The following is a 25,348-nucleotide window of genomic DNA, read 5'->3' as shown; positions in this document are numbered from 1 at the left end:
CCAGTGGAGTCGGGTCTGAGCAGCCTAGTCACAGACGTGAACCCCGATGGGCTGACAGGCCGATCGACCTGCATGTATTCGGCTGTTATCAAAGGTCGCATGACACGTACAGCAGTGGTGACCGGCGGCGGCACGGGCATCGGCAGGGCAGTGGCGGCACGGCTCGTGGAGCAGGGCCTGGACGTGGTGATCACCGGACGCAGGGAGGACGTCCTGAAGGCGGCGGCCGACGAGATCGGCGCGCGGGCGGTCGTGTTCGACGCGGCGGACCCCGAGTCGGTGGAGGCGGCGCTGCCGGACCTCCCGTCCTCGGTGGACGTTCTGGTCAACAACGCGGGCGGCAACATGACCCGGCGCCTGCCCGCGCCGCGGAACCTGTCCGACGTGAAGAACCTGTGGCTCGCGAACTACGAGTCCAACGTGATCAGCGCCGTTCTCGTGACGACCGCGCTGGAGCCGCGGCTGGCCGACAACGCGCGGGTCGTGACGCTCGGCTCGATCGCGGGCCGGCGGGGTTCGGGTGCCTACGGCGCGGCCAAGTCCGCGGTCGAGGCGTGGACGGCGGACCTCGCGTTCGCCGTCGGGGCAAGGGGGATCACGGTCAACGTGGTGTCGCCGGGTGTCACCGAGGACACCGAGTTCTTCGGCGGGACCCTGAGCGAGGAGCGGCGCAAGAAGCTCGTCGGAAGCCCCGCGAACGGCCGCGCGGGCACCCCGGCGGACGTCGCCTCCGCGATCACGTTCCTGACCTCGCCGGAGGCCGGGCACATCACCGCCCAGGTCATCGGGGTGAACGGCGGAGCCGGGCTCGGACGCTGAACGCGACGACCGCGACCAGCACGACCACGAGCGCGATCCACGAGAACTCCGCGAGGTAGTGCTCGGCGGCCTCTCCGACGAAGTAGACGGCCGCCGTCGTGCCGCCGGCCCACGCGATGCCGCCAGCCGCGTTGGCCAGCAGGAACTTCCCGTAGTGCATGCCCATCGTGGCCGCGAGCGGACCGGACAGGATCCGCAGCAGCGCCACGAACCGGCCGAAGAAGACCGCCCAGGCGCCGTACTTCTCGAACAGCGCCTGGGCGCGGCCGACCTTGTCCGCGCTGAAGTGGCGGGGGAACTTCTCGCCCGCCCAGCCGAAGATCCGCGGGCCGAACCGCGTGCCCAGCGCGTACCCGGCGCTGTCGCCGATGATCGCGCCGGCGGAGGCCGCGACGCCGACCCAGACCGGTGAGACGCCGTCGTGGTGCGAGGCCATGAGCGCCGCCGCGACCAGCACGACCTCGCCCGGCAGCGGGATCCCCATGCTCTCGACCCCGACCACCAGACCCACGACGAGGTAGACCAGCAACGGCGGAACGACGTGGAGCCACTCGGTCAGCACAACCGCGATCTTCCTCCAACCGGATGGGATCGGCCACGAGACGCGGCCGTCTCGGTAGTGTGCTGATCATCGGGACGAGGGGGCGGTTGTGGGGAGCCAGTTCGGCTTACTGCTGCGTCAATGGCGGCAGCGGGCGGGATTGAGCCAGGAGGCGCTCGCGACACGCGCCGCCGTGGGCATCCGCACGGTGCGAGGGCTGGAAACCGGCGAACGGACCGATCCGCGCATGGGCACCGTGCGCGCGTTGGCCGACGCTCTGGAGCTCACCGGAGCCGAACGGGTCGAGCTGTTCTCGGCCGCCGGGCGCGACGAACCCGTGGTCGTGGCGGAGCCGGTCCGGTTCGACCCGCTGCACGAGGCCGTCGAGACGTTGAAGGTCGCGGTCGAGGGCCGGTGGCGGCGCGAGGAGGAGCAGCGGCAGATCCACGACCCGGTGCCGTTGCCGGTGCGGTGGGACGCGGCGCCCGCGACGTGGATGGACAGCTGGCTCAACATCGGCGGTGAGGCAAGGCTCGGCGGAAGCCTGGACCAGGTCGTCGAGGTGTACCGCAGGGTCGGGTCGCGGCGGCTGGTCGTGCTGGGGCGGGCCGGGTCCGGCAAGACGGTGCTGACCACGCGGTTCGCGCTGGACCTGCTGGGTACCCGCTCGCCGGCCGACGCCGTACCGGTGATCTTCGGCCTCGGCGCGTGGCACCCCGGGCGCGTGGGGCTGCGCGACTGGCTCGCCGACCAGCTCACGCGTGATCACCCGTTCCTCGCGGCTCCCGGACCCAGCGGCGGCACGCTGGCGGCGGCGCTGGTCGACTCGCAGCGCGTGTTGCCCGTGCTGGACGGCTTCGACGAGATTGCCAGCGGACTGCACCGGTTGGCGCTCAACGCGTTGAACACCACCACTCTGCCGTTGCTGCTCACGAGCCGTGTGGACGAGTACCGCGACGCCGTCGAGGGCACGGACGTGCTGACGTCGGCTGCCGCTGTGGTGCTGGCCGATCTGGCAGTCGACGACCTCGCGGATTACCTGCCGCGCACCACCCGCAAGACCGGGCCGGGCGGCAACGTCTGGAAGCCCGTGCTGGACGAGGTGCGGTGCGGCGGTCCGCTCGCCGAGGTGCTGACGACGCCGTTGATGGTGGCGCTCGCCCGGCGGATCTACAGCGACACCCCGGACCACGACCCGGCCGTGCTGCTGACCCTGCACGAGCCCGACGAGATCGAACGCCACCTGCTCGGCAGCTTCATACCTGCTGTATACGGCTCGGATACCGAACGTGTACAGCCTTGGCTCGGGTACCTCGCGGACCACCTGACCAGGCTCGGCACCCACGACATCGCGTGGTGGCGGTTCGGCGGCTCGTCGGTGGTGACGGGTCTGGGTGTCGGGCTGGCGGTCGGCGTCGCGGACCTCGTGCTCGAGACGGCGCTGGAGGGCTTCCTCGGCGCCAGGGGTCTGCTGTTCGCGGTGATGATCGGCCTGGTCACCGGCCTCCTGTTCGGGGTGGCGCACTGGTACGTGGCGCGCAGGACGCCGATCGAACCCGTGCGGACCCGGCTGCGGCTGCGTGGCCGCGCCGGCAGGCGGGTGTGGTCGCGCGGACTGCTCGGGCTGGCGTTCGGCGGGGCGATCGGCGCCGCGTACGGGCTGGTGCGCGCGATGGCGTTCTGGCTGGTGGTGCCCGAGTTCGGGATGACGGCCGGGGTGCTGGTCGACGTCGGCGTGTTCGGCCTGGTGTTCGGCTTCGGCGCCGGGCTGGTGTTCGCCGTGGTCGCCGCGATGGAGGCACCGCTCGACGTGCGGTCGGCGGGCAGTCCGGACGGGTTGCTGACCGCGAACCGGAGTGCGGTGCTCGGCCTCGTCGCGGTGATGGCGCCGGTGTTCGCGGTGTTCGTCGCGGGGGCCACCGGCGTCGTCGCGAGTGGTCTGACGGTGTTGCGGTTCGAGGTGGTGTGGAGCCCGACGACGGCCCTGGCGCTCGGGCTCGTCGGCGGCGTCGGCGGAGGGCTCGCGTACGTGCTGAGCCTGACCGCGTGGGGCCAGTGGGTCGTGTTCGCACGCGTCTGGCTGCCGCTGACCGGGAACCTGCCGTGGGGTCTGCCGGCGTTCCTCGACGACGCGTACCGGCGCGGCGTGCTGCGCCGGGCGGGTGCGGTCTACCAGTTCCGGCACGCGCGCCTGCAGGACCACCTCACGCGTTCGCGCTGATCAGACGGACCGGCCACAAGTGGCCGGTCGTCTGGCCTGTTCCCCCGTCCTGCCCGGCTGTGATCGTCGCCGGGGACGAGGGAGGGGATTCCAGGGGTGTCAGGCATCAACTGGGAGGCGTACAGCCATGAAGAGTTGCACCGCATGCTGTGGCAGGACGCTGATGTCGCCGACGTGAGCGCGGTGGCGCAGGAGTGGACGCGTCACCGGGCCGCGCTGGCCTCGCACGCCGAGGTGCTGCGGGAGCAACGGGCCGCGTTGACGGAGGGGTGGACCGGGGCCGCGGCGGAGGAGGCCGCCGCACGGCTGGGGGCGCTGGCGGAGCGGATCGAGAAGATCAGCGAGCTGGCGGTCGCGGGGCAGAAGGCCGCGCAGGACTCCGCTGACGCGCTGGCGTCGGCCCGGGCCTCGATGCCGCCGCCACCGGGGCCGGGGGTGACGATGCCGGCGTTCGCCGGGCTGCCGAGCGCGCCGGCACCGTTCGCGCCGCCCAGTGGGCCGGGGACGTTCACGCCGCCCAGTGGACCGGGGACGTTCGCGCCGGCGCCGTTCGCATTGCCTGGTGCGCCGGGGTCCATGACGTTGTCCAGCGCACCCGCGCCATTCGCGCTGCCCAGCGCACCCGCGCCGTTCGCTCTACCGAGCGCACCGACACCATCCGGCTCGGGCTTCTTCTTCTACTTCGGCGCCGCGTCCGCCGACCAACAGAAGGCCCAGGCCGTCCGGGCGATGCAGACCTACGAGTCCAGCCTCAACGGCAGCGGCCGGATCATCGACGACGCCCGCGGCGCCGTCCCGCAGGCTGCCGCACCGCGCGGCGCCACCTCGCAGGCGGCTGTCGCACCCCGCGCCACCTCGGCGACGGTGAAGACACCCAGCTCGGGTGGCGTGCCCTGGCAACGACTCGTGAGCGGCGGCTCCACATCCACGCGTGGCCCGGTGGCCAGCACGACCGCCCCGGTGAGCCAGCAGCTCACGCCAGGGATGCGTGCCGGGGTGATGTTCGGCCAGCACGGCGCAATCACCGCGACCGGCTCCCTCACCGCAGAAGGCCGTCCCTCGGCCCAGAACAACGCGATGGGCGCACCACCGGCGAGTGGCGCGCGCAAGGACGAGGACCAGGAGCACGAGAACCAGATGCCCACGCTCGACCACGACCTGTTCGCGGTGACCGAGCGGGTGTCTCCGGCCGTGATCGGGGAGGAGCAGTGACCGGCTACGAGGTGTCGCCCGACGGGTTGCGGGAGCGGGTCAGGTCCCTGAGCAGGCTCGCCGAGCAGACCGCCGCCCTGGTGGCGACGGCGAGCAGGCTGGCGGAGCGGCAGCCGTTGCTCGGCACCGCGCCGCCCGCCCAGGACCTGTCGCGGCGGCTCAAGGACGCCGGGTCGGGGCTCGCCGGTGAGGTGGGTGCCGCCGAACGTGAGGTGCGCGAGTTCCGGCAGTTGCTCGCGGAGATCGAGTCGACCTACACCGAGACCGACGCCGAGCAGGCGCGGAAGGTGGGCCGGTGATCGCCTTCGACCTGGTGGAGATGGACCTGCTCGCCACGCACGCCGGGGTGCGCTGGCCGTTCCCGCTGCGGGTGCCGTCGTTCGGCAAGCGCGCGGACGAACGCGCGGCGCTGCTCTCCGAGGCGGGCCACGGGTTGCAGGCGCGGGGACTCGCGGCATCGCACGGGCCGACCGGCATGGCCGCCGCACTGGTCACGGCGCTGCACGAGCACACCGTCGTGGTCGACCTCGTCGTGCCCGGAACGGGCGCGGTCGCGATGGTCTACGGCGACGACGCGCTCGTGTGCACGCAGACCGGGAGCACGGTACGGGTCGCGCACGTCGAGGCGGAGACGCTCGGCGACGAGTTGGCGGCGTTGGTGCCGCAGGTCAGGGCCGCGCAGCTGATGCCGATCACCCTGCCGCCCGGCGCCGGGCTCGACCTGGAGGTCACCGGGCAGGGGCAGGCGGGCGTGGTCAGGGGCGGGCGGCGACAGGAAGTGTCCTGGTTGGACAGTGCGGGCGGACGGGTCAGGGTCGACGTCGGGGAGGACGGCTGGGTCAGCGTCAACCCGGTGCGGCACCACGACCTGGTCCGTGCGATCGGTGAGCTCGCCGCGGTCGCGCGAGCCTGGAGGTAGGGGGAGAAGTGGATCCAGCACAGTGGCTGGCGGACTACCAGGAACGACTGGAGCGCGTCGCGTACAGCGCGCGGTCGGCGAGCGCGAGCCTGGCCGAGGTGGGCGCGACGGCGACCTCGCCGCGCGGTGAGGTGACCGTGACGGTGAACGCGGGCGGCGTGCTCGGCGACGTCGCGCTGACGCCGGCGGCGCGCAGGCTCGACGTCGACACGCTCGCGATGCTGATCGTCAGCACCGCGCGGGAGGCGCAACGGCTGGCGAGCGCCCGCATGACCGAGGTGATGGCCGACTACCTCGGCGAGAGCGACGCGCTGCACCAGATCACGAGGCACCTGCCGGAGGCCGTGCGATGAGCTTCACCGCCGACCACGAGCAGTTGCGCCGGCACGCGAAGACCCTGACCGGGTACGCCGACCGGTTGTCCGGCACCGGGTCCCGGCTGCCCGACCAGGTGGGCGAGAGGTCGCTCGGCTCGTTCGCCCAGTTCCTCAGTTCCGGCCTGAGCGGCCCGATGGGCGAGACGATGGGCGCGTTCGCCCACATCGCGTCCACGATGGACAAAGTAGGTGAGGGCATGCGGCAGACGGCCGAGAACTACCAGCGCACCGACGAGCGCAACGCCGAGGACATCACGGGAGCGGGCCGATGACCGCCGCGTTGCTCGACCAGCTCCGCGCCACGACGAATGCCATCACGAACGGTGAGTGGCTGTCGCCGGACCTGGCCCAGACCCCGAAGGCGCCGCTGGGCGAGCTGGGTTCGAACGGGAAACCGTTGCAGGCCCTGGACAGTGCGGGCGTCGGCTTCCTCACGCCCATGATCTCGTTCCTGGAAGAGCCGCTGAACCAGCTCAAGGGCGATCCGGACGGCGTCCAGCGGGGCGCGGGGGAGTTCCGCGACGCGAGCACGGCCGCGACCGCCCTCGCCGGTGAGTACGGCGAGAAGGCGGGCAGCGAGACCGACGGCTGGACCGGCGACAGCGCGGCCGAGTACGCCAAGACCGGCAAGGAGCTCGTCGACGGCGTGCTGTCGGTCGCCGAGACCGCGCTGACCAACGCCACCGCGCTGATCAAGGCGGGCGAGGTCGTCGCCCAGGTCGTCGCCGAGGTGACGCGGCTGATCACCGAGGCGGTCGGCAAGATCGTGCCGATCATGACCCAGGCGATCGCGACGGCGGCCGCCACGTTCGGGCAGAGCATCGCCGTGGCGATCCCGCAGTGCGTCCAGCTCGCCGTCGAGTGCGGTGCCCAGATCGCGGCCAAGCTCGGCGAACTGCTGGCGAGCGGCGAGAACCTGATCAAACTGGTCGAGGGCGCGCAGGCCGTGCTGAAGATCGTGAAGCAGGCCATGTCGATGATCGGCGACAAGGCTTCGGGCAACGCCGAACTGCCGACCGTCTCGGCCCGCACGGACACGGGCCGAGACAGCGAGGCGTTGCCGACCCTCACACCGGCCGGCTGACTAGCTGGTCAGGATCGCCCTGGCCAGGGCCGCGGTCTCCGACGGCGTCTTGCCGACCCTGATCCCGACCGCCTCCATGGCCTGCTTCTTGGCCTCCGCCGTGCCCGAGGACCCCGAGACGATGGCGCCCGCGTGGCCCATCGTCTTGCCCTCGGGCGCGGTGAAGCCGGCGACGTAGCCGACCACGGGCTTGGACACGTTGTCCCGCACGAACTCCGCCGCGCGTTCCTCCGCGTCGCCGCCGATCTCGCCGATCATCACGATCAGCTCGGTCTCGGGGTCCGCCTCGAACGCCTCGATCGCGTCGATGTGCGTGGTGCCGACGATCGGGTCGCCGCCGATGCCGACGCACGTGGTGAAGCCGAAGTCCTTCAGCTCGTGCATCAGCTGGTACGTCAGCGTTCCCGACTTCGACACCAGGCCGATCGAGCCGGGCTTGGTGATGTCCGACGGGATGATGCCCGCGTTGGACTTGCCGGGGCTGATGATGCCGGGGCAGTTCGGTCCGATGATCCGGGTCTGCCTGCCCTGGGCGTGCGCCCAGAACCGTGCCGTGTCGTGGACCGGGACGCCTTCCGTGATCACCACGGCCAGGCCGATCGACGCGTCGATCGCCTCGATCACCGCGTCACCGGTGAAGGCGGGCGGGACGAAGAGCACCGACACGTTCGCGCCGGTCGCGTCCATCGCCTCGGTGACCGTGCCGAACACCGGCAGCGTCACGTCGTCGAAGTCCACGGACGTGCCCGCCTTGCGGGCGTTGACACCGCCGACGACCTGCGTGCCGGCCGCGAGCATGCGACGGGTGTGCTTGACACCCTCCGCTCCCGTCATGCCCTGCACGACCACGCGGCTGTTCTCGTCGAGGAAGATCGCCATCAGGACTCCTTGCCAGCGAGAGCGGCGGCACGGCCCGCCGCGTCGTCCATCGTGTGCGCCACGGTGATCAGCGGGTGTCGTGCCTCGTCGAGGATGCGGTGGCCCGCGTCGGCGTTGTTGCCGTCGAGCCGGACGACCAGCGGCTTGTCCGCGCGGTCACCCAGCATGCCAAGGGCCTGCACGATCCCGTTGGCCACCGCGTCGCACGCGGTGATGCCGCCGAAGACGTTCACGAACACGCTGCGCACCGACGGGTCCGACAGGATGACGTCGAGGCCGTCGGCCATCACCTGGGCCGAGGCGCCTCCGCCGATGTCGAGGAAGTTCGCGGGTGCGGCACCGGCCAGCGCGACGACGTCCAATGTGGACATGACGAGCCCAGCGCCGTTGCCGATGACACCGACGCTGCCGTCGAGCTTGACGTAGTTCAGTCCCTTCTCGGCGGCCCGCACCTCCAGCGGATCACCCGAAGCGTCGTCTGTGGGACGAGAGTGCCGGAACGACGCGTTGTCGTCCAGCGTCACTTTGCCGTCCAGCGCGACGATCCGGCCGTCCTTGGTGCGTGCCAACGGGTTGACCTCGACCAGCGTGGCGTCCTCGGAGACGAAGACCTTCCACAGGGCGGAAGCGATCTCGTTGACCTGTGCAGCAATTTCCGGTGGGAACACCGCTGATGCGTCGAAGGCCGAAGCTGGCATCCGGGTGATGGAGTCCGCCATCTCCTCGATCTCCATGCCGCCGGTGGCCGAGGCCATGCCGATGAACGTCCTGTTGGCACGGTCGAGCAGGAACGACAGGTAGTACTCCTCGGCGATCTCGCTCGCCTCGGTGACCAGGACCTTGTGCACGGTGTGGCCCTTGATGTCCATCCCCAGGATGGCCGTGGCGGCAGCGAAAGCTTCGTCGGGCGACGAAGCGAGCTTGATGCCACCGGCCTTGCCGCGCCCGCCGGTCTTCACCTGTGCCTTCACGACGACAGTGCCGCCGAGTTCCGCGGCTGCCTCGCGCGCGGACTCAGGAGTGTCCGCCACGAGACCACGCGGAACGGGCACCCCGTGCCGCTCGAAGAGGTCCCGCGCCTCGTGTTCGAAAAGATCCACCGTCTACGTCCTCTCGCCGAAAACTTGCGGCCATCTATGGACATCCGGTTGGTAGCGGAGTAACGATATGCCTACCTCATACGGTATGCAATCTACAGTCGAAGCGCCAAGGGGAGCTGATCGCCGATGACGAGTTCCGCGGAGCCGGAGTCGATTCCTGAGTCCATCTCTGGTGGCCACCTGGTGGCGAAGGCCCTCAAAGCCGAGGGCGTCGACACCATCTTCACGCTGTGCGGCGGGCACATCATCGACATCTACGACGGCTGCGTGGACGAGGGCATCGCCGTCATCGACGTCCGGCACGAACAGGTCGCGGCCCACGCGGCCGACGGCTACGCGCGGATCACCGGCAAACCCGGTTGTGCCGTCGTCACCGCCGGGCCGGGCACCACGGACGCCGTCACAGGCGTCGCGAACGCGTTCCGCGCGGAGAGCCCGATGCTGCTGATCGGCGGCCAGGGTGCGTTGAGCCAGCACAAGATGGGCTCACTGCAGGACCTCCCGCACGTCGACATGATGACGCCGATCACCAAGTTCGCGGCGAACGTCCCGCACACCGCCCGCATCGCGGACATGGTGTCGATGGCGTTCCGCGAGGCCAACGCCGGCGCGCCCGGCCCGTCGTTCCTGGAGATCCCGCGCGACGTCCTCGACGCCAAGGTGCCGGTGAGCACCGCCCGAGTACCGGAGGCGGGCCACTACCGCGCGTCCACGCGCAGCGTCGGTGACCCGGCGGACATCGAGAAGCTCGCGGACCTGCTGGTGCACGCCCGCAAGCCCGCGATCCTGCTCGGCAGCCAGGTGTGGACGACGCGGGCCACGGACTCCGCGATCGACCTCGTCCGAACCCTCAACATCCCCGCCTACATGAACGGCGCCGGCCGCGGCACCCTCCCGCCCGGCGACCCGCACCACTTCCAGCTGTCGCGCCGCTACGCCTTCGACAACGCCGACGTCATCGTGATCGTCGGTACCCCGTTCGACTTCCGGATGGGCTACGGGCGCAGGCTGTCCGCGAACGCGACCGTCGTCCAGATCGACCTCGACTACCGCACCGTCGGCAAGAACCGGGACGTCGACCTCGGCATCGTCGGTGACGCCGACCTGGTCCTGTCCAGCGTCGCGCAGGCCGCGTCGGGCCGCGAGGACAACGGCGCGATGGGCCGCAAGGTGTGGCTGGAGGAACTGCAGGCGGTCGAGGAGAAGGCCCGGCAGAAGCGCCTGGAGCACCTGCGCTCCGAGGACATGCCGATCCACCCGTACCGGCTGGTGAGCGAGATCAACGACTTCCTCACCGAGGACTCCATCTACATCGGCGACGGCGGCGACGTCGTCACGTTCTCCGGCCAGGTCGTGCAACCGAAGTCGCCGGGCCACTGGATGGACCCCGGTCCACTCGGGACGCTCGGCGTCGGCATCCCGTTCGTGCTGGCCGCGAAACTGGCCAGGCCGGACAAGGAGGTCGTGGCCCTGTTCGGTGACGGCGCGTTCTCCCTCACCGGCTGGGACTTCGAGACTTTGGTCCGTTACAACCTGCCGTTCGTCGGCATCGTCGGCAACAACTCGTCGATGAACCAGATCCGCTACGGCCAGGCCGCCAAGTACGGGCTGGAGCGCGAGCGCGTCGGCAACACGCTCGGCGACGTCAAGTACGACCAGTTCGCCAAGATGCTCGGCGGCTACGGCGAGGAAGTGCGCGACCCCAAGGACATCGGGCCGGCGCTGCGGCGCGCCCGCGAGTCCGGCAAGCCCTCGCTGATCAACGTGTGGATCGACCCCGACGTGTACGCGCCCGGAACCATGAACCAGACGATGTACAAGTAGGTGAGCTGAGATGGCCAAAGCCCTGGAGGGCGTCAAAGTCCTCGACATGACGCACGTGCAGTCCGGACCGTCGTCGACCCAGCTGCTCGCCTGGCTGGGCGCGGACGTCATCAAGCTGGAGACCCCCGGCAAGGGGGACATCACCCGCGGCCAGCTGCGTGATCTGCCCGAAGTGGACAGTCTCTACTTCACGATGCTCAACTGCAACAAGCGGAGCATCACCCTCAACATGAAGTCGCCCGAGGGCAAAGAGGTCTTCGAGAAGCTCATCGGCGACGTCGACGTCCTCGTCGAGAACTTCGGTCCCGGCGTGGTCGAGCGGTTCGGCTACCCGTGGGAGAAGCTGCAGGAGCTCAACGACCGGCTCGTCTACGCGTCGATCAAGGGCTTCGGGCCCGGCCGCTACGCCGACTTCAAGGCGTACGAGGTGATCGCGCAGGCGATGGGCGGCTCGATGAGCACCACCGGGTTCGAGGACGGTCCGCCGCTCGCCACGGGCGCGCAGATCGGCGACTCGGGCACCGGTATCCACCTGGTGGCCGCGATCCTGGCCGCGCTGTACCAACGGACCAACACCGGACGCGGGCAGCGCGTCCAGGTCGCGATGCAGGACGCGGTGCTCAACTTGTGCCGGGTGAAGCTGCGCGACCAGCAGCGCCTCACCCACGGGCCGCTGGGGGAGTACCCGAACGAGCAGTTCTCCGACGAGGTGCCCCGCTCCGGCAACGCGTCCGGTGGTGGCCAGCCCGGCTGGGCGGTGCGCTGCGCCCCCGGCGGCCCCAACGACTACATCTACGTGATCATCCAGCCCGTCGGCTGGGCCCCGCTGACCGAGCTGATCGGCAGGCCCGAACTCGCCGAGGACCCGGCGTGGGCCACGCCCGAGGTCCGGCTCTCCAAGCTGGACAAGGCGTTCGCCTTGATCGAGGAGTGGACGGAGAAGCACACCAAGTGGGAGGTAATGGACAAGCTCAACGCCCACAACATCCCGTGCGGACCCATCCTGTCCACCAAGGAGATCATCGAGGACGAGACGCTGGCCGAACTGGGCACCGTGGTCGAGGTCGAACACCCCGAGCGCGGCACGTTCAAGACGGTCGGCAACCCGCTCAAGCTCTCGGACAGCACCGTCCAGATCCAGCGTCCGCCGTTGCTCGGTGAGCACAACGACGAGGTTCTCGGAGCACTCGGCTACAGCGCGGACCGACTGGCCGGACTGCGCGCCGCCGGCGTCATCTAATCCTTAAGGGAGAAGAAACCAATGCCGGACAACGGCTACGACCGCGCCGCGGTCGAGAACGTACTCGCGAAGGTGCGGGCCGAGGGACGATCCTCCCTCACCGCACCGGAGGGCAAGCGGGTCTGCGACGCCTACGGGATCGCGACCCCGGCCGAGGCGCTGGCGAAGTCGTCGGAGGGCGCCGTCGCGTTCGCCGAGGAGATCGGCTACCCGGTCGTGCTCAAGATCGTCTCACCGGACATCCTGCACAAGACCGAGGCCGGCGGCGTGCTCGTGGGGCTGCGCAACGCCTCCGAGGTCGCCGAGGGCTACCGCACGATCATCCACAACGCCGGGAACTACAAGGCGGACGCGGACGTCACCGGCGTCCAGGTCCAGCAGCAGCTGCCGACCGGGAAAGAGGTCCACGAGGTCATCGTGGGCGCCACCACCGACGAGACGTTCGGCAAGATCGTCGCGTTCGGTCTCGGCGGCATCCTGGTCGAGGTGCTCAAGGACGTCACGTTCCGGCTGGCGCCCACCAGCGCGTCCGGGGCCCTCTCCATGGTCAACGGCATCGCGGCCGCGGAGATCCTGCACGGTGTGCGTGGCGCGCAGGGCGTCGACGCGGACAAGCTCGCCGACCTGATCCACCGCGTGTCGGACCTGGTCACGGACTTCCCGCAGCTCGCCGAGGTCGACCTCAACCCCGTGCTGGCCACACCACAAGGGGCTACCGCGGTCGACGTCCGCATCCTGGTGGACGAGGACGCCGCCAAGGAGCCGCACCGGTTCACGCAGGACGAGATCCTCGCCTCGATGAACCGGATCATGAAGCCGTCCGCCGTAGCCGTGATCGGTGCCTCGAACGAAGAGGGCAAGATCGGCAACTCGGTGATGAAGAACCTCGTCAACGGCGGCTACCAGGGCGAGATCTACCCGATCAACCCCAAGGCGGACGAGATCCTCGACCGCAAGGCGTTCGCGAGCATCGCCGACGTGCCGGGAGAGATCGACGTCGCCGTGTTCGCCATCCCGGCCAAGTTCGTGCCGGCCGCGCTGGAGGAGGTCGGCAAGAAGGGCGTCGGCGGCGCGATCATGATCCCGTCCGGCTTCGGCGAGACGGGCAACATCGAGCTGCAGAACGAGATCGTGGCGATCGCGCGCAAGCACGGCGTCCGCATCCTCGGACCGAACATCTACGGCTACTACTACACGCCCGAGAACCTGAGCGCGACGTTCTGCACGCCGTACGACGTCAAGGGCGGGGTTGCTCTCACGTCGCAAAGTGGCGGAATCGGCATGGCGATCCTCGGATTCAGCCGTTCCGCGGGCATGGGCGTCTCGTCCATCGTGGGTGTGGGCAACAAGGCCGACATCGACGAGGACGACCTGCTGACGTTCTTCGAGTCGGACCCGAACACCCAGCTCGTCGCGATGCACCTGGAGGACCTCAAGGACGGCCGGTCCTTCGCCGAGACCGCGAAACGCGTCTCGGCCAAGAAACCGGTCGTGGTGCTCAAGGCCGGGCGGACCGACCAGGGCGCCAAGGCCGCGAGCTCGCACACCGGCGCGCTCGCCGGCAACGACCGGGTCTACGACGACATCCTCAGGCAGAGCGGCGTGATCCGCGCACCCGGCCTGAACGACCTGCTGGAGTACGCGCGCGGAATCCCGCTGCTGGCAACGCCCCAGGGCGAGAACGTCGTGATCATCACGGGTGCGGGCGGCTCGGGCGTGCTGCTCTCGGACGCCTGTGTGGACAACGGGTTGTCGTTGATGAGCATCCCGGACGACCTGGACGCGGCGTTCCGGAAGTTCATCCCACCCTTCGGCGCGGCGGGCAACCCCGTCGACATCACCGGCGGCGAACCGCCCTCGACGTACCGGAACACGATCGCACTCGGTCTCGCCGACGAGCGCATCCACTCGTTGATCCTGGGCTACTGGCACACCATCGTCACGCCGCCGATGGTGTTCGCGAAGCTCGTGGTCGACGTCGTGGAGGAGTACCGGGCGAACGGCATCCACAAACCGGTCGTCGCCTCCCTCGCGGGTGACGTGCAGGTAGAGGAAGCGAGCGAATATCTCTACCGCCATGGGGTGGTTGCTTATCCGTACACAACGGAGAAGCCTGTCGCAGTACTGGGCGCGAAGTACCGGTGGGCCCGTGCTGCAGGCTTGCTGTAGTTGAGTCGTATTTGGTCGTGGCCTTGGGAGAGGCCACGACCATTTTGCGGCAGTACCAAGGAGAGATGGCCCGTCCGCGACCGTGCACACGCCCACGGTCGCGAACCCGCCAGGGAGGTCAACGAAGACAGCCGGTCCTCTGGAGGTTGTTAACCGTGGATGATCCAAATCTGGCCGCTCGCACGGAAACCAGTTCGCCCCCTGAGAAGGAGCGGTTCTGGCCCGCGGGCAAGCTGGAAGCGATGCCCATCAGGAAACTCCCCGACGCACCACCGTCGATCCACCTGCTCGGTCCCACGGTGTTCCTGGTGGCTCTTGGCGTGGGCATGGGCGAGTCCTACATGTGGCCCCGCCTGGTGCTGGTCTTCGGGCCGGACATCAGGTGGCTCTTCCTGATCGGCGTGACGCTGCAGGCCGTCGTCATGCTCGAGATGGCGCGGTACGCGATGGCGACGGGGGAGAGCATCTTCTTCGGCGCCGCACGCGTGTTCAAACCGATCATGTGGTTCTTCTTCGTGGTGGCCATCCTCGTCTACATCTGGCCAGGTCACCTGTCGGCAGGAGCGGCGGCTCTGGAGAAGATCACCGGCATACCCTGGACGGTGTCGGCCTGCGTGGGCCTGATCCTCGTCGGGGTGCTGTTCAGCCTCGCGAAGGTCATCTACAACCTGCTCGAGAACCTGCTGTCCATCCTCATCGGACTGCTGGTCGTCAGCACGGCCGTGGTGGCGGCGATGGTCGGCACCTGGGGCGACCTGACGAGCACGGTGTCCGGCATGTTCCAGTTCGGGTACTTCCCGGCCCAGGCCATGTCACCGGAGTGGTTCCCGATCATCGTCGGCTCGATCGCGTTCGCCGGCCCGTCCGGCATGCAGCAGATGTGGTACACGCTGCACCTGCGCGACAGCGGGGCCGGCATGGGCGCGCACATCCCGAAGGTCCGCGGGCTGCGGCACGCGGGCGACGAGGAGAAGATGCCCAGCCGCGGCTTCATGTTCGACACCGACGACAAGGCGGAGCTCGCGAAGTGGAAGGGCTGGCGGCGCTGGGTGACGTTCGACGCGCTGTTGCTCTTCTGGGGCATCACGATGCTCGTCACGGTTTCTTTCACGGTCCTCGCGCAGTCGGCTTCGAGGACCTCGCCGGACGTCAAGAACCTCATCGAGTCCGGTGAACGCGAGGCCGCGCTGAACGCCATGTCGGACGCCTTCGCGTCGGCCGGCGGTCCGGTGCTGGGCGGGGTGTTCCTCGGCTTCATCGCGTTGATCGGCCTCAACGCCACGCTCGGCCTGTTCGACTCGTTCTCGCGCGGCCAGGCGGACATGACCTACCACTTCGTCAAGGGCGCGAAGAAGTTCCGCATGTCGCACCTCTACGCGGGATTCCTCTGGGGTGTCATCACCTTCGGCATCCTGATCCTGCTGTTCGGACCGGCCGACGGACCGGGCGCGATCCTCGACGTGCTCGCGTTCCTGTCGACGTTCGCCATGGGCGCCTACTGCGTGGTGCTCCTGCTGGTGAACAACCGGATGCTGCCCAAACCCATCCGCCCCAAGCTGATCACGAACGTCATCATCGGCTTCGGCGCGGTGTTCTACCTGGGCATGCTGTTCTTCAGCCTCGTCAAGTTCGGCGTGGTGGTGGGCTGACATGCCGATCCGCGAAGGATTTCTGAAGGAAGCGGTCCCCGGCGCGTTCGTCGGGCTGGCCGCCGGGCTCATCGCGGGAGGGCTGGCCGCGCTCGTGGGCCAGCCGCTCGGGTGGGCGTTCGTCACGACCGTGGCGCTCGGACTGCCGCTGGGCGCGTTCGGCGGAGGTTTCAGCCTGCTGGTGGCAGCGGGCCGGCTCCCGGCCGGGCGGTTCGCTCCCGTCGCCCTCTATTGGCTCCTGGCGTTCCCACTGGCCAGGCTGATCCACGAGACCACCGTGGGCCTCGTGCTCGCCGGTCAGGTCCGGCTGCCCTCGGACCTGACCGGTTTCCTCGCCTACCAAGGGATCGTGAGCCTCGGCTGGGCCATCGGTTTCCTGTGGCTGCACGAGCGCATCGCGATGCGCCTGCGACTGCGACATCGCTTGGGAGCCACCGCCTCCCGCTGACCTTCCGCCGAAGGAGCCAAGGATGTTGGATCTTCCCGTCTGGGTGTGGATCGCGACGATGGGCGGTATCGCCGCCATCATCGCGTTCGACTTCTACCTGGTGGTGCGCAAGCCGCACGAACCGTCGTTCCGCGAGTCGTTGTACTGGGTGCTCTTCTACGTCGGCCTGGCCGTCCTGTTCGGACTCGGCGTCACGGTGTTCGCCGGGCCCGGCCACGGCGGTGAGTTCTTCGCCGGCTGGATCACCGAGTACTCGCTGAGCGTCGACAACCTGTTCGTGTTCGTGATCATCATGGCCCGGTTCGCGGTGCCGAGGGAGTACCGGCAGAAGGTGCTCATCGTCGGCATCGTCCTGGCGCTGTTCCTGCGGGCCATCTTCATCGCCGCCGGAGCACAGGCGATCGCGCGGTTCGACTGGCTGTTCTACTTCTTCGGCGCTTTCCTGATCTTCACCGCGTGGAAGCTGCTGAAGCAGGACGAGACCGAGGAGGCCGACGTCCCGGAGAACGCCGCGTTGCGCGCGGTGAAGAGGTTCCTGCCGGCGACGACGGTCTACCACGGTGCTTCGCTGACGACGCGCGTCGACGGCAAGCGGGTGGTCACGCCGATGCTCATCGTGATGGTCGCGGTGGGCACCACGGACCTGCTGTTCGCGGTCGACTCGATCCCGGCGATCTTCGGGCTCACCAAGGAGCCGTACCTGGTGCTGACCGCCAACGCGTTCGCGCTGATGGGCCTGCGCCAGCTCTTCTTCCTGGTGGGTGGTCTCCTGGACCGCCTGGTGCACCTGAGCAAGGGCCTCGCGGTGGTGCTCGCGTTCATCGGGTTCAAGCTCATCTTCGAGGCGATGCACCACCACGGTGTCTCGTGGGCCCCGGAGATCCCGATCGTGGTGTCCCTCGGGGTCATCGTCGTGACGCTCGCCGTCACGACGGTCTGGAGCCTGCACACCTCACGCCGGGCTGCCCTGTCCGCCGTGGAGGATGCCGAGAGTGCGCGCAGGAGCGAGGAAGACGCTCCGGTGAAGGACTCTCAGCCGTGAATCGTGTGGCCTTCGGCGTCCTTGCGGAGCGTCTTGGCCACGGCCGCCTGGGCCTCGGCGTCCTTGCGCTGTTCCGTCAGCGCGGTGGACAGCCCGAGGCCCAGCGCGCGGCCGTCCGCGGAGAAACCCTCGCGCGGCTGGGTGAGCGAGCGTGCGAAGTCCTTGAAGCGGGACATGGCTTTCCTTCTTTCGCGATCGATGGTGGCGCGCGGCTGCCCGGAAGGCTCTGCCGCGCGGGAGGAACAGGGTGCGGCCGGGGTCGTGTCCGGCGGATACCCATCAGGGCACCCACCGGGAAACCTCTCGCGGGTCTCCGTTGACCCCGCCCTGTCTCCATTCAGCATACTGCGTTTTGTATGCAATCAGCCGTCATCGTGTCGCGGATCACCCGTATGGTACCAAATGACCGATTTGGGTGATCTGAAGGTAAGGGGTCAGTCGCTCTCCGTGGTGCTTTCGGGCGTCTTGCGGTCGTGGTAGGTCTGGCGGGTCTGCTCCGCGTGGTTGTGCATGACCTCGCCGGCCCGCTCCACGTCGCCCTCGGCGATGGCCGTGACCAGCTCGGCGTGCTCGTTCCACGAGTCGCGGCTGCGCGGGCGGGCGATCGGCGTGTAGTACCAGCGCACTCGGCGGTCGACCAGGCCGATCATCTCGGACAGGACCTTGTTGCGGCCGATCGTCGCGACGGCCGCGTGCAGGTCGGCGTTCGCCTTGACCAGGCGCTCGACGTTCGCGGTGACCAGGGCCTCCTCGCCGGCCTTCTGCAGCTTCCTGAGAAGCTTCACGTCGGCCGCGGTGGCGTGTTCGGCGGCGAGCTTGGCCGAGTAGGTCTCCAGCACGCTGCGCACCGCGAGCAACTGGTCGGCCTCCTCCTCGGTCGGGGTGTGCACGAAGGCGCCCTGGGCGGGACGCAGGTCGACCCAGCCGTCGGTCTGCAGCCGCTGCAGTGCCTCGCGCACCGGTTGCCTGCTCACGCCCAGGTACTCGGCCAGCTCGGCCTCGACCAGGTGCTGGCCGGGGGCGAGGGTGCGGTTGACGATCAGCTCGAGCAAGGCGTCGTAGACGGCCTGTCGCAGCGGTGCGGGGCGTTCGACCCGGCGGGTCGCCGCGGCGCTGAGAGAGCCGCGGGGCGCCCGGCGGCCACTGGGCAAAGAGGTCATGCCGGACAGAATACAGCTTTTCGTATGCAAAAAGCACTTCTAGAGAATTATCCGTGTCGTACGTATACTGTATGCAATCTCTCCTCGGAGAGCGGCAGAGCGGGGCGTGCTATGAAGATCGCTGTTCTCGGAGCCGGGGCGATCGGTGCCTACGTCGGTGCGGCTTTGCACCGTGCGGGCGTGGAAGTCCACCTGATCGCGCGTGGAGCCCATCTCGCCGCACTGCGCGAGCACGGCGTGCGGGTGCTGAGCCCCCGCGGTGATTTCACCGCCCGTCCACATGCGACCTCCGATCCCGCCGAGGTGGGCGAGGTCGACTACGTTTTCCTCGGTCTGAAGGCGTACTCGTACGCGTCGGCAGGCGATCTGCTGGCACCGCTGACGGGCCCGGACACCGCGGTGATCGCGGCGCAGAACGGGATCCCGTGGTGGTACTTCCACGGCATGACCGGGCATCCCCTTGAAGGACAACGGATCGAGGCCGTGGACCCCGGCGGGTCCGTCACCGCCGTGCTGCCCATGGAACGGGCGATCGGCTGCGTCGTCTACTGCTCGACCGAGATCGAGTCACCGGGCGTGATCCGGCACCTGGAGGGCACGCGCTTCTCGATCGGCGAGCCCGACCGGTCGATCTCCCCGCGCTGCGTCGCGCTGAGCGAGGCGATGATCGCGGGCGGCCTGAAGTGCCCGGTGGAGAAGGACGTCCGCGAGGACATCTGGATCAAGCTCATGGGCAACGTCGCGTTCAACCCGCTGAGCGCGCTGACCCGCGCGACCATGGCCGAGATCTGCGACCACGACGACAGCCGCGACCTGGTGGCCCAGATGATGGCGGAGACCCTGACCATCGCACGGGCCGCGGGCTGCGACCCGAAGATCTCCATCGACAAGCGCATCGACGGCGCCCGCCGCGTCGGGCACCACAAGACGTCGATGCTGCAGGACCTCGAGGCCGGCAAGAGGCTGGAGATCGACGCGATCATCGCCGCGGTGGTGGAGATCGCGTCGCTGACCCGAGTGCCGGCACCGACGTTGCGGCACGTCTACGCGGCGATCGACCTGCTGTCGCGCACGTCGCTGGTGTCCTGAGCCGTTGCGGCGACGGCTGGAGGCCCGTGTCCCAGCCGTCGCTGTCGGCGGCGATCAGCAAGCTCGTACGCGAGCCTGGGCGCTTCCGGTGGGAGCACACCGGGATGCCGTCCTGCAGGCGACGCCGCGGTCGGTCGAAGAGCAGGTTCGATCAGGGGCGCGGCCACACCCGCACGGCCAAGACCACTGAACTGCTCGCGTCGTACGAGGCCAAGGATGAGCTCTTCACGCGCAGCCAGCCGATCTGACCGCTGGACGTGGCGAAGCAGAGCTGCTGCCCGATGGTCGACGGGATGGTCGGGCCGCCGGTGTTCTTCCCGCCGACGACGGCTTTGGTGCACCGCTCCTGGGCCTTGTCCTCGTGGCCGCTGTCCGCGGCGAACCCGCTTCCGCTCGGGTACAGCAGGTTGAACCGGGTCAGGTGGAGGTCGATCTCGCCGGTGGGGCCCTCGGCGTCCTTGGCCGAGGTGTCGTTCCCGTCGACGTCCACGCCGGTCTCGCGGGTCAGCGTGACCTCCTTGGTCCGCACGCCGTCCGGGGGAGTCCTGGTCCCGCTCGACGTGGGCGCCGCTGTTCCGGTCGGCTGCCCGTCCGTCGCGACGAGCTTCCACACCGCGAACCCGACGACCAGGGTCATCACCACGCCGAGGACGACGCCGAACGCGGGCAGGCTGATCGTGGTGGTGCGGGTGTTGCCCATGTTCGCGCCGCCGTGGATCTGACCGGCCTGGTAGACGGTTCCGGAGCCCTGCGCGCGTGCCTCGTTGGTGGACTGCGAGCCGTCTGGTCCGGTCATGTCCCGCCCTTGTCATCGCCTCTGCCTGATCAGAGTTGCGATCGCGGTTCGGGCCCGAAGCGTTTCACCGCCTTCGAAAGAACCCGCGTCAGGGACTAGCGCATACCGCAGATTGCATACAGTATGTAGCTAGGAGGTGCAGACGATGAGCAGGCGGAAGAAGACCGAGCCCTACGTGCGGCTGACCCAGCCACTGGTGCGTGACGCGGGAGTCCTGCGGCCGGCCACCTGGGACGAGGCGCTGGACAAGGCAGCAGAGGGCTTCCGCAGGAACGTGGCCAGCGGGGGCCCGGACGCGTTCGGCATGTTCTCCTGTGCGCGGGCCACCAACGAGATGAACTACATGGCCCAGAAGTTCACCAGGGCCGTGATCGGGACGAACAACGTCGACAGCTGCAACCGCACCTGTCACGCGCCGAGCGTGGCCGGGCTGGCCAAGGTGTTCGGCAGTGGTGGCGGAACCTCCTCCTATCAGGAGATCGAGGACGCCGACCTGATCGTCCTGTGGGGCTCGAACGCGCGGGAGGCGCACCCGATCTTCTTCCAGCACGTGCTGAAGGCGGTCAACAAGGGCGCGAAGCTGTACGTGGTCGACCCGCGGCTGACCAGCACGGGCAAGTGGGCGCACGGGTGGTTGCGGCTCAAGGTCGGCACGGACATCCCGCTGGCGCACGCCATCGCGCGGGAGATCATCGCCTCGAACCTCACGAACATGTCGTTCGTCGAGCGGGCGACCGAGGGCTTCCAGGAGTTCGTGAAGGCCGTCGAGCCGTGGACGCTGCCGGTCGCCGAGCTGGAGACCGGTGTGCCGGCCGAGCTGATCCGCGAGCTCGCGCACGCCTACGCCAAGGCGGACCGCGGTCAGCTCAGCTGGACGCTCGGCATCACCGAGCACCACAACGGCACGAACAACGTGCTGAGCCTCATCAACCTGTCGCTGCTGACCGGTCAGGTCGGGCGGTACGGCGCGGGGCTGAACCCGTTGCGCGGGCAGAACAACGTGCAGGGCGGCGGCGACATGGGCGCCATCCCCGACCGGTTGCCCGGTTTCCAGGACATCACCGATCCCGGCGTCGCCAAGAAGTTCAACGACGCGTGGGGCTCGAACTTCAAGGCCACCAAGGGCTGGAACCTCACCCAGATGCTCGAGGCGATGGAACGCGGTGACATGACCACCGTGTACATCATCGGCGAGAACCCGGTGCAGTCCGAGGCCGACTGCGAGCACACGATCAAACGACTGTCCAACTTGGACCACGTCGTGGTGCAGGACATCTTCCTCACCAAGACCGCGCAGCTCGCGCACGTCGTGCTGCCCGCGGCCGCGGCCTGGTGCGAGACCGACGGCACGTTCACGAACAGCGAGCGCCGGGTCCAGCGCGTCAGAAAAGCTCTCACCCCACCGGAGGGCGCACGCGACGACATCGAGATCATGGGAGAGATCGCGACCAGGCTCGGCGCGGACTGGCAGCACAAGACCGGCCAGGACGTGTGGGACGAGCTGCGCAGCCTGTCGCCGATCCACACCGGCATGACCTACGACCGGCTCGAGAAGCTCGGCGGCATCCAGTGGCCGTGCCCGGACGAGGACTCCCTCGAACCCAGCTTCCTGCACGGCAGGCTGTGGGAGGAGGACCCGGTCAAGCGCGGCATGCCCGCCACGTTCTCGCCGGTGCCGCACAGCCCGCCCGTCGACGAGCTGACCGAGGAGTTCCCGTTCCGCCTCACGACCGGGCGGCGGCTCGACTCCTACAACACCGGCGTGCAGTCGGCCGGGTTCGAGTCGCCGTTGCGCATCGGCGAGACGCTCGACCTGTGCCCGCAGGACGCCGAGGCGCTCGGGGTCGCCGCGGGTGAGGAAGTGCGGATCACGAGCAGGCGCGGGCAGATCCAGGCGCCGGTGCGGATCGACGACGGACTGACGCCGGGCCTGGTGTTCATGACGTTCCACTTCCCGGACGAGATCGACGTCAACGTGCTCACGATCGAGGCGACCTGCCCGATCGCGGGAACGGCGGAGTACAAGGCCGCGGCAATCCGCATCGAGAAGCTTCCGGTGAAGGTGGGCTGAGTGGATCTCAAACTGCTCGACGTCGAGCCGTCCGAGGCCGAACGCGTCGTCGTCGACCTGTTCACGGGGCTGGGGCGGGACCAGCTGCTGCCCGCCCTGCACGCGGTCAACGACAGGGTCGGCTGGATCAGCCAGGGCGCGCTGAACCACATCTGCCGCGTCCTGCACATCCCTCCGGCCGAGGCGTACGGGGTGGCGAGCTTCTACTCGCTGTTCTCGTTGTCCGAACGACCGGCGAAGGTCGTGCACGTCTGCGTCGACCTGGCCTGCCAGGTCAACGGCGCGAAGTCGTTGTGCGACAGGCTGACCAGCGAGCTCGGCCCGGCCGGCGCGAGGAGCGGGTGGTTGCGCAGCCCGTGTCTCGGGGTGTGTGAGAAGGCTCCTGTCGCGCTCGCGTTCGAGGCGGGGGAGGTGGCGAAGGAGCAGCTCCTGGCGCCCACCACCGCCGAGGAGGTGATCGCGGTGGCGGCCGCCGATCCCTCCCATGTGGACGGTGGGCGCGCGGAGGTGCCGCAGGCCGGTGCGGCCGGTCTGCGGTTGTTGAAACGGGTTGGTGCCGTCGACCCGGAGTCGCTCGACGACTACCGGGCGACGGGCGGCTACGCGGCGTTGCGGACGGCTCTCCTCCTGGGGCCCTCCGGGGTGATTCGCGAGGTCACCGACGCCAAGCTGATGGGCCGCGGCGGTGCGGCGTTCCCGACGGGACGCAAGTGGGACGCGGCCGCCCGCCAGCCCGTTCGACCGCATTACCTGGTGTGCAACGCGGACGAGAGCGAGCCCGGCACGTTCAAGGACCGCCTGCTCATGGAGGGCGACCCGTACGCGGTGATCGAGTCGATGACGATCGCCGGGTTCGCGGCCGGCTGCTCACGCGGCTACCTCTACCTGCGCGGCGAGTACCCGAGGGCACTGCACCTGCTGCGCAACGCCATCGCCCGCGCTCGTGAACGGAACTTCCTGGGCGACAACATCATGGGCCACGAGGGGTTCTCGTTCGAGATCGAGATCCGGCGCGGCGCGGGTGCCTACATCTGCGGCGAGGAAACGGCGATCTTCAACTCGATCGAGGGCTTCCGCGGTGAGCCGCGGTCGAAGCCGCCGTTCCCGGTGGAGTCGGGGCTCTTCGGCAAACCGACGGTGGTCAACAACGTGGAGACGCTGGTCAACGTGCCGGTCATCCTCACGGAGGGGTGCGAGGCCTACACCGGCATCGGCACCTCCGGTTCCACCGGCCCGAAGCTCTTCTGCCTGTCTGGCAACGTCAGTCGTCCGGGCGTGTACGAGGTGCCGTTCGGCACCACGCTCGGGGAGCTCCTCGACCTGGCGGGTGGCGTGCCTCCAGGCCGGGAGCTGCGAGCGGTACTGCTCGGCGGGGCGGCAGGCGGGTTCGTCCGCCCGGACGAGCTCGACCTGCCGCTCACCATGGAGGACGCGCGCGCCGCGAACACGACGCTCGGGTCCGGCGTGGTGCTGGTGCTCGACGACACGGCCGACCTCGGCGCCTTCCTGTTGCGCATCGCCGCGTTCTTCCGAGACGAGTCGTGCGGGCAGTGCGTGCCGTGCCGGATCGGCACCGTGCGCCAGGAGGAGGCGATGGCCCGCTTGGTGGGCAAGCGCCCGCTGAGCACCAGTGCCGAGGACCTCCAGCTGTTGAAGGAGGTCGGGCAGGTGATGCGGGACTCGTCCATCTGCGGTCTGGGCCAGACCGCTTGGAACGCCATCGAATCGGCCCTGTACCGGCTCGGCTACGCGGAGGAGGCGGCGTCATGACCATCGTCGAGATCGGCCTGCCGAAGCGTCTGGTCGAGCTGACGCTGGACGGCGAGTCCGTGCGCGTGCCGGAGGGTGCGACGATCCTGGACGCCTGTACGGCACAAGGTAAATCCATCCCGACGCTGTGCTACGGCGACACCCTGAAGCCCGCAAACGCTTGCCGCGTCTGCATGGTGGAGGTCGAGGGATCACGGACGCTCGTGCCCTCGTGCTCGCGCAAGGTCGAGCCGGGCATGGTCGTGAAGACGGCCTCCGAGCGCACGAACCACAGCCGCAAGCTGGTGCTGGAACTTCTCGGGTCCGCCACGGACCTCTCCACCACGCCGCACGTGGACGAGTGGATGTCCGCGTGCGGTGCCGACCCCTCCCGCTTCGGCCCGCCGGCACCGCCGTCGGCCGACCGGGACGACCGCCACCCCGGCGAGCACGAGGAACCGGACGGCCAGACGGCCGCCACCGTGCGGCAGCCGAACAAAGTGGACAATCCGCTCTACGTCCGCGACCTGGGCAAGTGCATCATGTGTTACAAGTGCGTGGACGCGTGTGGCGACCAGTGGCAGAACACCTTCGCGATCTCGGTGGCCGGCCGCGGCTTCGACTCGCGGATCTCCACGGAGTTCTCCACGCCGTTGCCCGAAAGCGCTTGCGTCTACTGCGGCAACTGCATCGAGGTTTGTCCCACGGGGGCGCTGAGCTTCAAGCGCGAGCACGACAAGCGCGAGGACGGCACCTGGGACGAAGAGGCCCAGACGCAGACCACGACCATCTGCACGTTCTGCGGTGTCGGGTGCAACCTCACCCTGCACGTGCAGGACAACGAGATCGTGAAGGTCACGTCTCCGCACGAGAGCACGGTCACGCACGGAAACCTGTGCATCAAGGGCCGCTTCGGCTGGCAGCACGTGCAGAACCGCTGATCGACAGGGAAGGGCGCT

General features: G+C 69.0%; 24 protein-coding genes. 18 read left to right on the top strand and 6 right to left on the bottom strand.

What is annotated here, in order from left to right; translation table 11 throughout:
* Positions 1-99 precede the first annotated feature (99 nt).
* Complete coding sequence (locus IEY88_RS27510) at positions 100-819, top strand: SDR family NAD(P)-dependent oxidoreductase (RefSeq protein WP_189157741.1); 720 nt, start codon at positions 100-102, stop codon at positions 817-819.
* On the opposite strand, the gene IEY88_RS27505 is transcribed toward IEY88_RS27510, so the two are convergent.
* On the bottom strand, positions 782-1,381 hold the full coding sequence (locus IEY88_RS27505) for a DedA family protein (protein ID WP_229693814.1): 600 nt from the start codon (positions 1,379-1,381) through the stop codon (positions 782-784). The genes IEY88_RS27510 and IEY88_RS27505 overlap by 38 nt on opposite strands.
* Positions 1,382-1,469: 88 nt before the next feature.
* Here IEY88_RS27505 and IEY88_RS27500 point away from each other — a divergent pair, with 88 nt between their 5' ends.
* The 7 genes from IEY88_RS27500 (at position 1,470) to IEY88_RS27470 (ending at position 7,173) form a co-directional block, all read left to right on the top strand.
* Complete coding sequence (locus IEY88_RS27500) at positions 1,470-3,581, top strand: XRE family transcriptional regulator (protein WP_189157740.1); 2,112 nt, start codon at positions 1,470-1,472, stop codon at positions 3,579-3,581.
* Between the two features lie 96 nt (positions 3,582-3,677).
* On the top strand, positions 3,678-4,793 hold the full coding sequence (locus IEY88_RS27495; protein ID WP_189157739.1) for a hypothetical protein: 1,116 nt from the start codon (positions 3,678-3,680) through the stop codon (positions 4,791-4,793).
* Complete coding sequence (locus IEY88_RS27490) at positions 4,790-5,092, top strand: hypothetical protein (RefSeq protein ID WP_189157738.1); 303 nt, start codon at positions 4,790-4,792, stop codon at positions 5,090-5,092. The genes IEY88_RS27495 and IEY88_RS27490 overlap by 4 nt, the downstream gene beginning before the upstream one ends.
* On the top strand, positions 5,089-5,712 hold the full coding sequence (locus IEY88_RS27485; protein WP_308426017.1) for an ESX secretion-associated protein EspG: 624 nt from the start codon (positions 5,089-5,091) through the stop codon (positions 5,710-5,712). The genes IEY88_RS27490 and IEY88_RS27485 overlap by 4 nt, the downstream gene beginning before the upstream one ends.
* Before the next feature lie 8 nt (positions 5,713-5,720).
* Positions 5,721-6,065 (top strand): YbaB/EbfC family nucleoid-associated protein, encoded by a 345-nt coding sequence (locus IEY88_RS27480; protein WP_189157737.1) that lies wholly within the window; start codon positions 5,721-5,723, stop codon positions 6,063-6,065.
* Entirely contained in the window at positions 6,062-6,361 is a 300-nt protein-coding gene (locus IEY88_RS27475; protein ID WP_189157736.1) for a type VII secretion target, read from the top strand. The genes IEY88_RS27480 and IEY88_RS27475 overlap by 4 nt, the downstream gene beginning before the upstream one ends.
* The gene (locus IEY88_RS27470) at positions 6,358-7,173 is read left to right on the top strand and encodes a hypothetical protein (RefSeq protein ID WP_189157735.1); all 816 of its coding nucleotides are present in this window, start codon (positions 6,358-6,360) and stop codon (positions 7,171-7,173) included. Before IEY88_RS27475 ends, IEY88_RS27470 begins: the two co-directional genes overlap by 4 nt.
* Here the strand turns inward: IEY88_RS27470 and sucD are convergent, their stop codons facing one another.
* Together sucD and sucC are read right to left on the bottom strand one after the other, a co-directional pair.
* Positions 7,174-8,052 carry a succinate--CoA ligase subunit alpha gene (sucD, locus tag IEY88_RS27465; protein ID WP_189157734.1) on the bottom strand — a complete coding sequence of 293 codons (879 nt, stop codon included), beginning with the start codon at positions 8,050-8,052 and terminating at the stop codon, positions 7,174-7,176.
* Entirely contained in the window at positions 8,052-9,152 is a 1,101-nt protein-coding gene (gene sucC / locus IEY88_RS27460) for an ADP-forming succinate--CoA ligase subunit beta (RefSeq protein ID WP_189157733.1), read from the bottom strand. Before sucC ends, sucD begins: the two co-directional genes overlap by 1 nt.
* 126 nt (positions 9,153-9,278) lie before the next feature.
* On the opposite strand from sucC, the gene IEY88_RS27455 reads away from it, so the two are divergent.
* From IEY88_RS27455 to IEY88_RS27430, 6 genes are all read left to right on the top strand, one after another.
* The gene (locus IEY88_RS27455; RefSeq protein ID WP_189157732.1) at positions 9,279-10,976 is read left to right on the top strand and encodes a thiamine pyrophosphate-binding protein; all 1,698 of its coding nucleotides are present in this window, start codon (positions 9,279-9,281) and stop codon (positions 10,974-10,976) included.
* 10 nt (positions 10,977-10,986) lie between these two features.
* Entirely contained in the window at positions 10,987-12,216 is a 1,230-nt protein-coding gene (gene frc / locus IEY88_RS27450; RefSeq protein WP_189157731.1) for a formyl-CoA transferase, read from the top strand.
* Between the two features lie 21 nt (positions 12,217-12,237).
* Positions 12,238-14,385: an acetate--CoA ligase family protein gene (locus tag IEY88_RS27445; protein ID WP_189157730.1), complete on the top strand. Its 2,148-nt coding sequence runs from the start codon at positions 12,238-12,240 to the stop codon at positions 14,383-14,385.
* Positions 14,386-14,540: 155 nt separating this feature from the next.
* A complete protein-coding gene (locus tag IEY88_RS27440) occupies positions 14,541-16,034 on the top strand; it encodes an Nramp family divalent metal transporter (protein WP_229693813.1) in 1,494 nt (497 codons plus the stop codon).
* Between the two features lies 1 nt (position 16,035).
* The gene (locus tag IEY88_RS27435; protein ID WP_189157728.1) at positions 16,036-16,482 is read left to right on the top strand and encodes a hypothetical protein; all 447 of its coding nucleotides are present in this window, start codon (positions 16,036-16,038) and stop codon (positions 16,480-16,482) included.
* 25 nt (positions 16,483-16,507) lie between these two features.
* Positions 16,508-17,524, top strand: coding sequence for a TerC family protein (locus IEY88_RS27430; RefSeq protein WP_229693828.1), 1,017 nt, complete (start codon positions 16,508-16,510; stop codon positions 17,522-17,524).
* On the opposite strand, the gene IEY88_RS27425 is transcribed toward IEY88_RS27430, so the two are convergent.
* The gene (locus IEY88_RS27425; RefSeq protein ID WP_189157726.1) at positions 17,515-17,700 is read right to left on the bottom strand and encodes a hypothetical protein; all 186 of its coding nucleotides are present in this window, start codon (positions 17,698-17,700) and stop codon (positions 17,515-17,517) included. The genes IEY88_RS27430 and IEY88_RS27425 overlap by 10 nt on opposite strands.
* Before the next feature lie 258 nt (positions 17,701-17,958).
* A complete protein-coding gene (locus IEY88_RS27420; protein ID WP_189157725.1) occupies positions 17,959-18,684 on the bottom strand; it encodes a GntR family transcriptional regulator in 726 nt (241 codons plus the stop codon).
* Positions 18,685-18,795: 111 nt separating this feature from the next.
* Between IEY88_RS27420 and IEY88_RS27415 the strand changes: the two genes are divergently transcribed.
* A complete protein-coding gene (locus tag IEY88_RS27415) occupies positions 18,796-19,773 on the top strand; it encodes a 2-dehydropantoate 2-reductase (RefSeq protein ID WP_189157724.1) in 978 nt (325 codons plus the stop codon).
* Positions 19,774-19,924: 151 nt separating this feature from the next.
* On the opposite strand, the gene IEY88_RS27410 is transcribed toward IEY88_RS27415, so the two are convergent.
* Positions 19,925-20,569, bottom strand: a complete 645-nt coding sequence (locus IEY88_RS27410) for a hypothetical protein (RefSeq protein WP_189157723.1) — start codon at positions 20,567-20,569, stop codon at positions 19,925-19,927.
* 145 nt (positions 20,570-20,714) lie between these two features.
* Between IEY88_RS27410 and IEY88_RS27405 the strand changes: the two genes are divergently transcribed.
* Genes IEY88_RS27405 through IEY88_RS27395 form a run of 3 tightly spaced genes read left to right on the top strand, consistent with a single transcriptional unit; the run spans position 20,715 to position 25,330 of the window.
* Positions 20,715-22,640, top strand: coding sequence for a molybdopterin oxidoreductase family protein (locus IEY88_RS27405; protein ID WP_189157722.1), 1,926 nt, complete (start codon positions 20,715-20,717; stop codon positions 22,638-22,640).
* Positions 22,641-24,410, top strand: coding sequence for an NAD(P)H-dependent oxidoreductase subunit E (locus tag IEY88_RS27400; RefSeq protein ID WP_189157721.1), 1,770 nt, complete (start codon positions 22,641-22,643; stop codon positions 24,408-24,410). It abuts the gene before it with no gap.
* Positions 24,407-25,330, top strand: coding sequence for a 2Fe-2S iron-sulfur cluster-binding protein (locus IEY88_RS27395; RefSeq protein WP_189157720.1), 924 nt, complete (start codon positions 24,407-24,409; stop codon positions 25,328-25,330). The genes IEY88_RS27400 and IEY88_RS27395 overlap by 4 nt, the downstream gene beginning before the upstream one ends.
* The last annotated feature ends 18 nt before the right edge of the window (positions 25,331-25,348 follow it).

This window comes from Lentzea pudingi (assembly GCF_014646255.1).
Taxonomy (GTDB): Bacteria; Actinomycetota; Actinomycetes; order Mycobacteriales; family Pseudonocardiaceae; genus Lentzea; species Lentzea pudingi.
The sequence above is the reverse complement of the archived record's forward strand: the minus strand, read 5'-3'. Positions and strand labels throughout refer to the sequence as shown.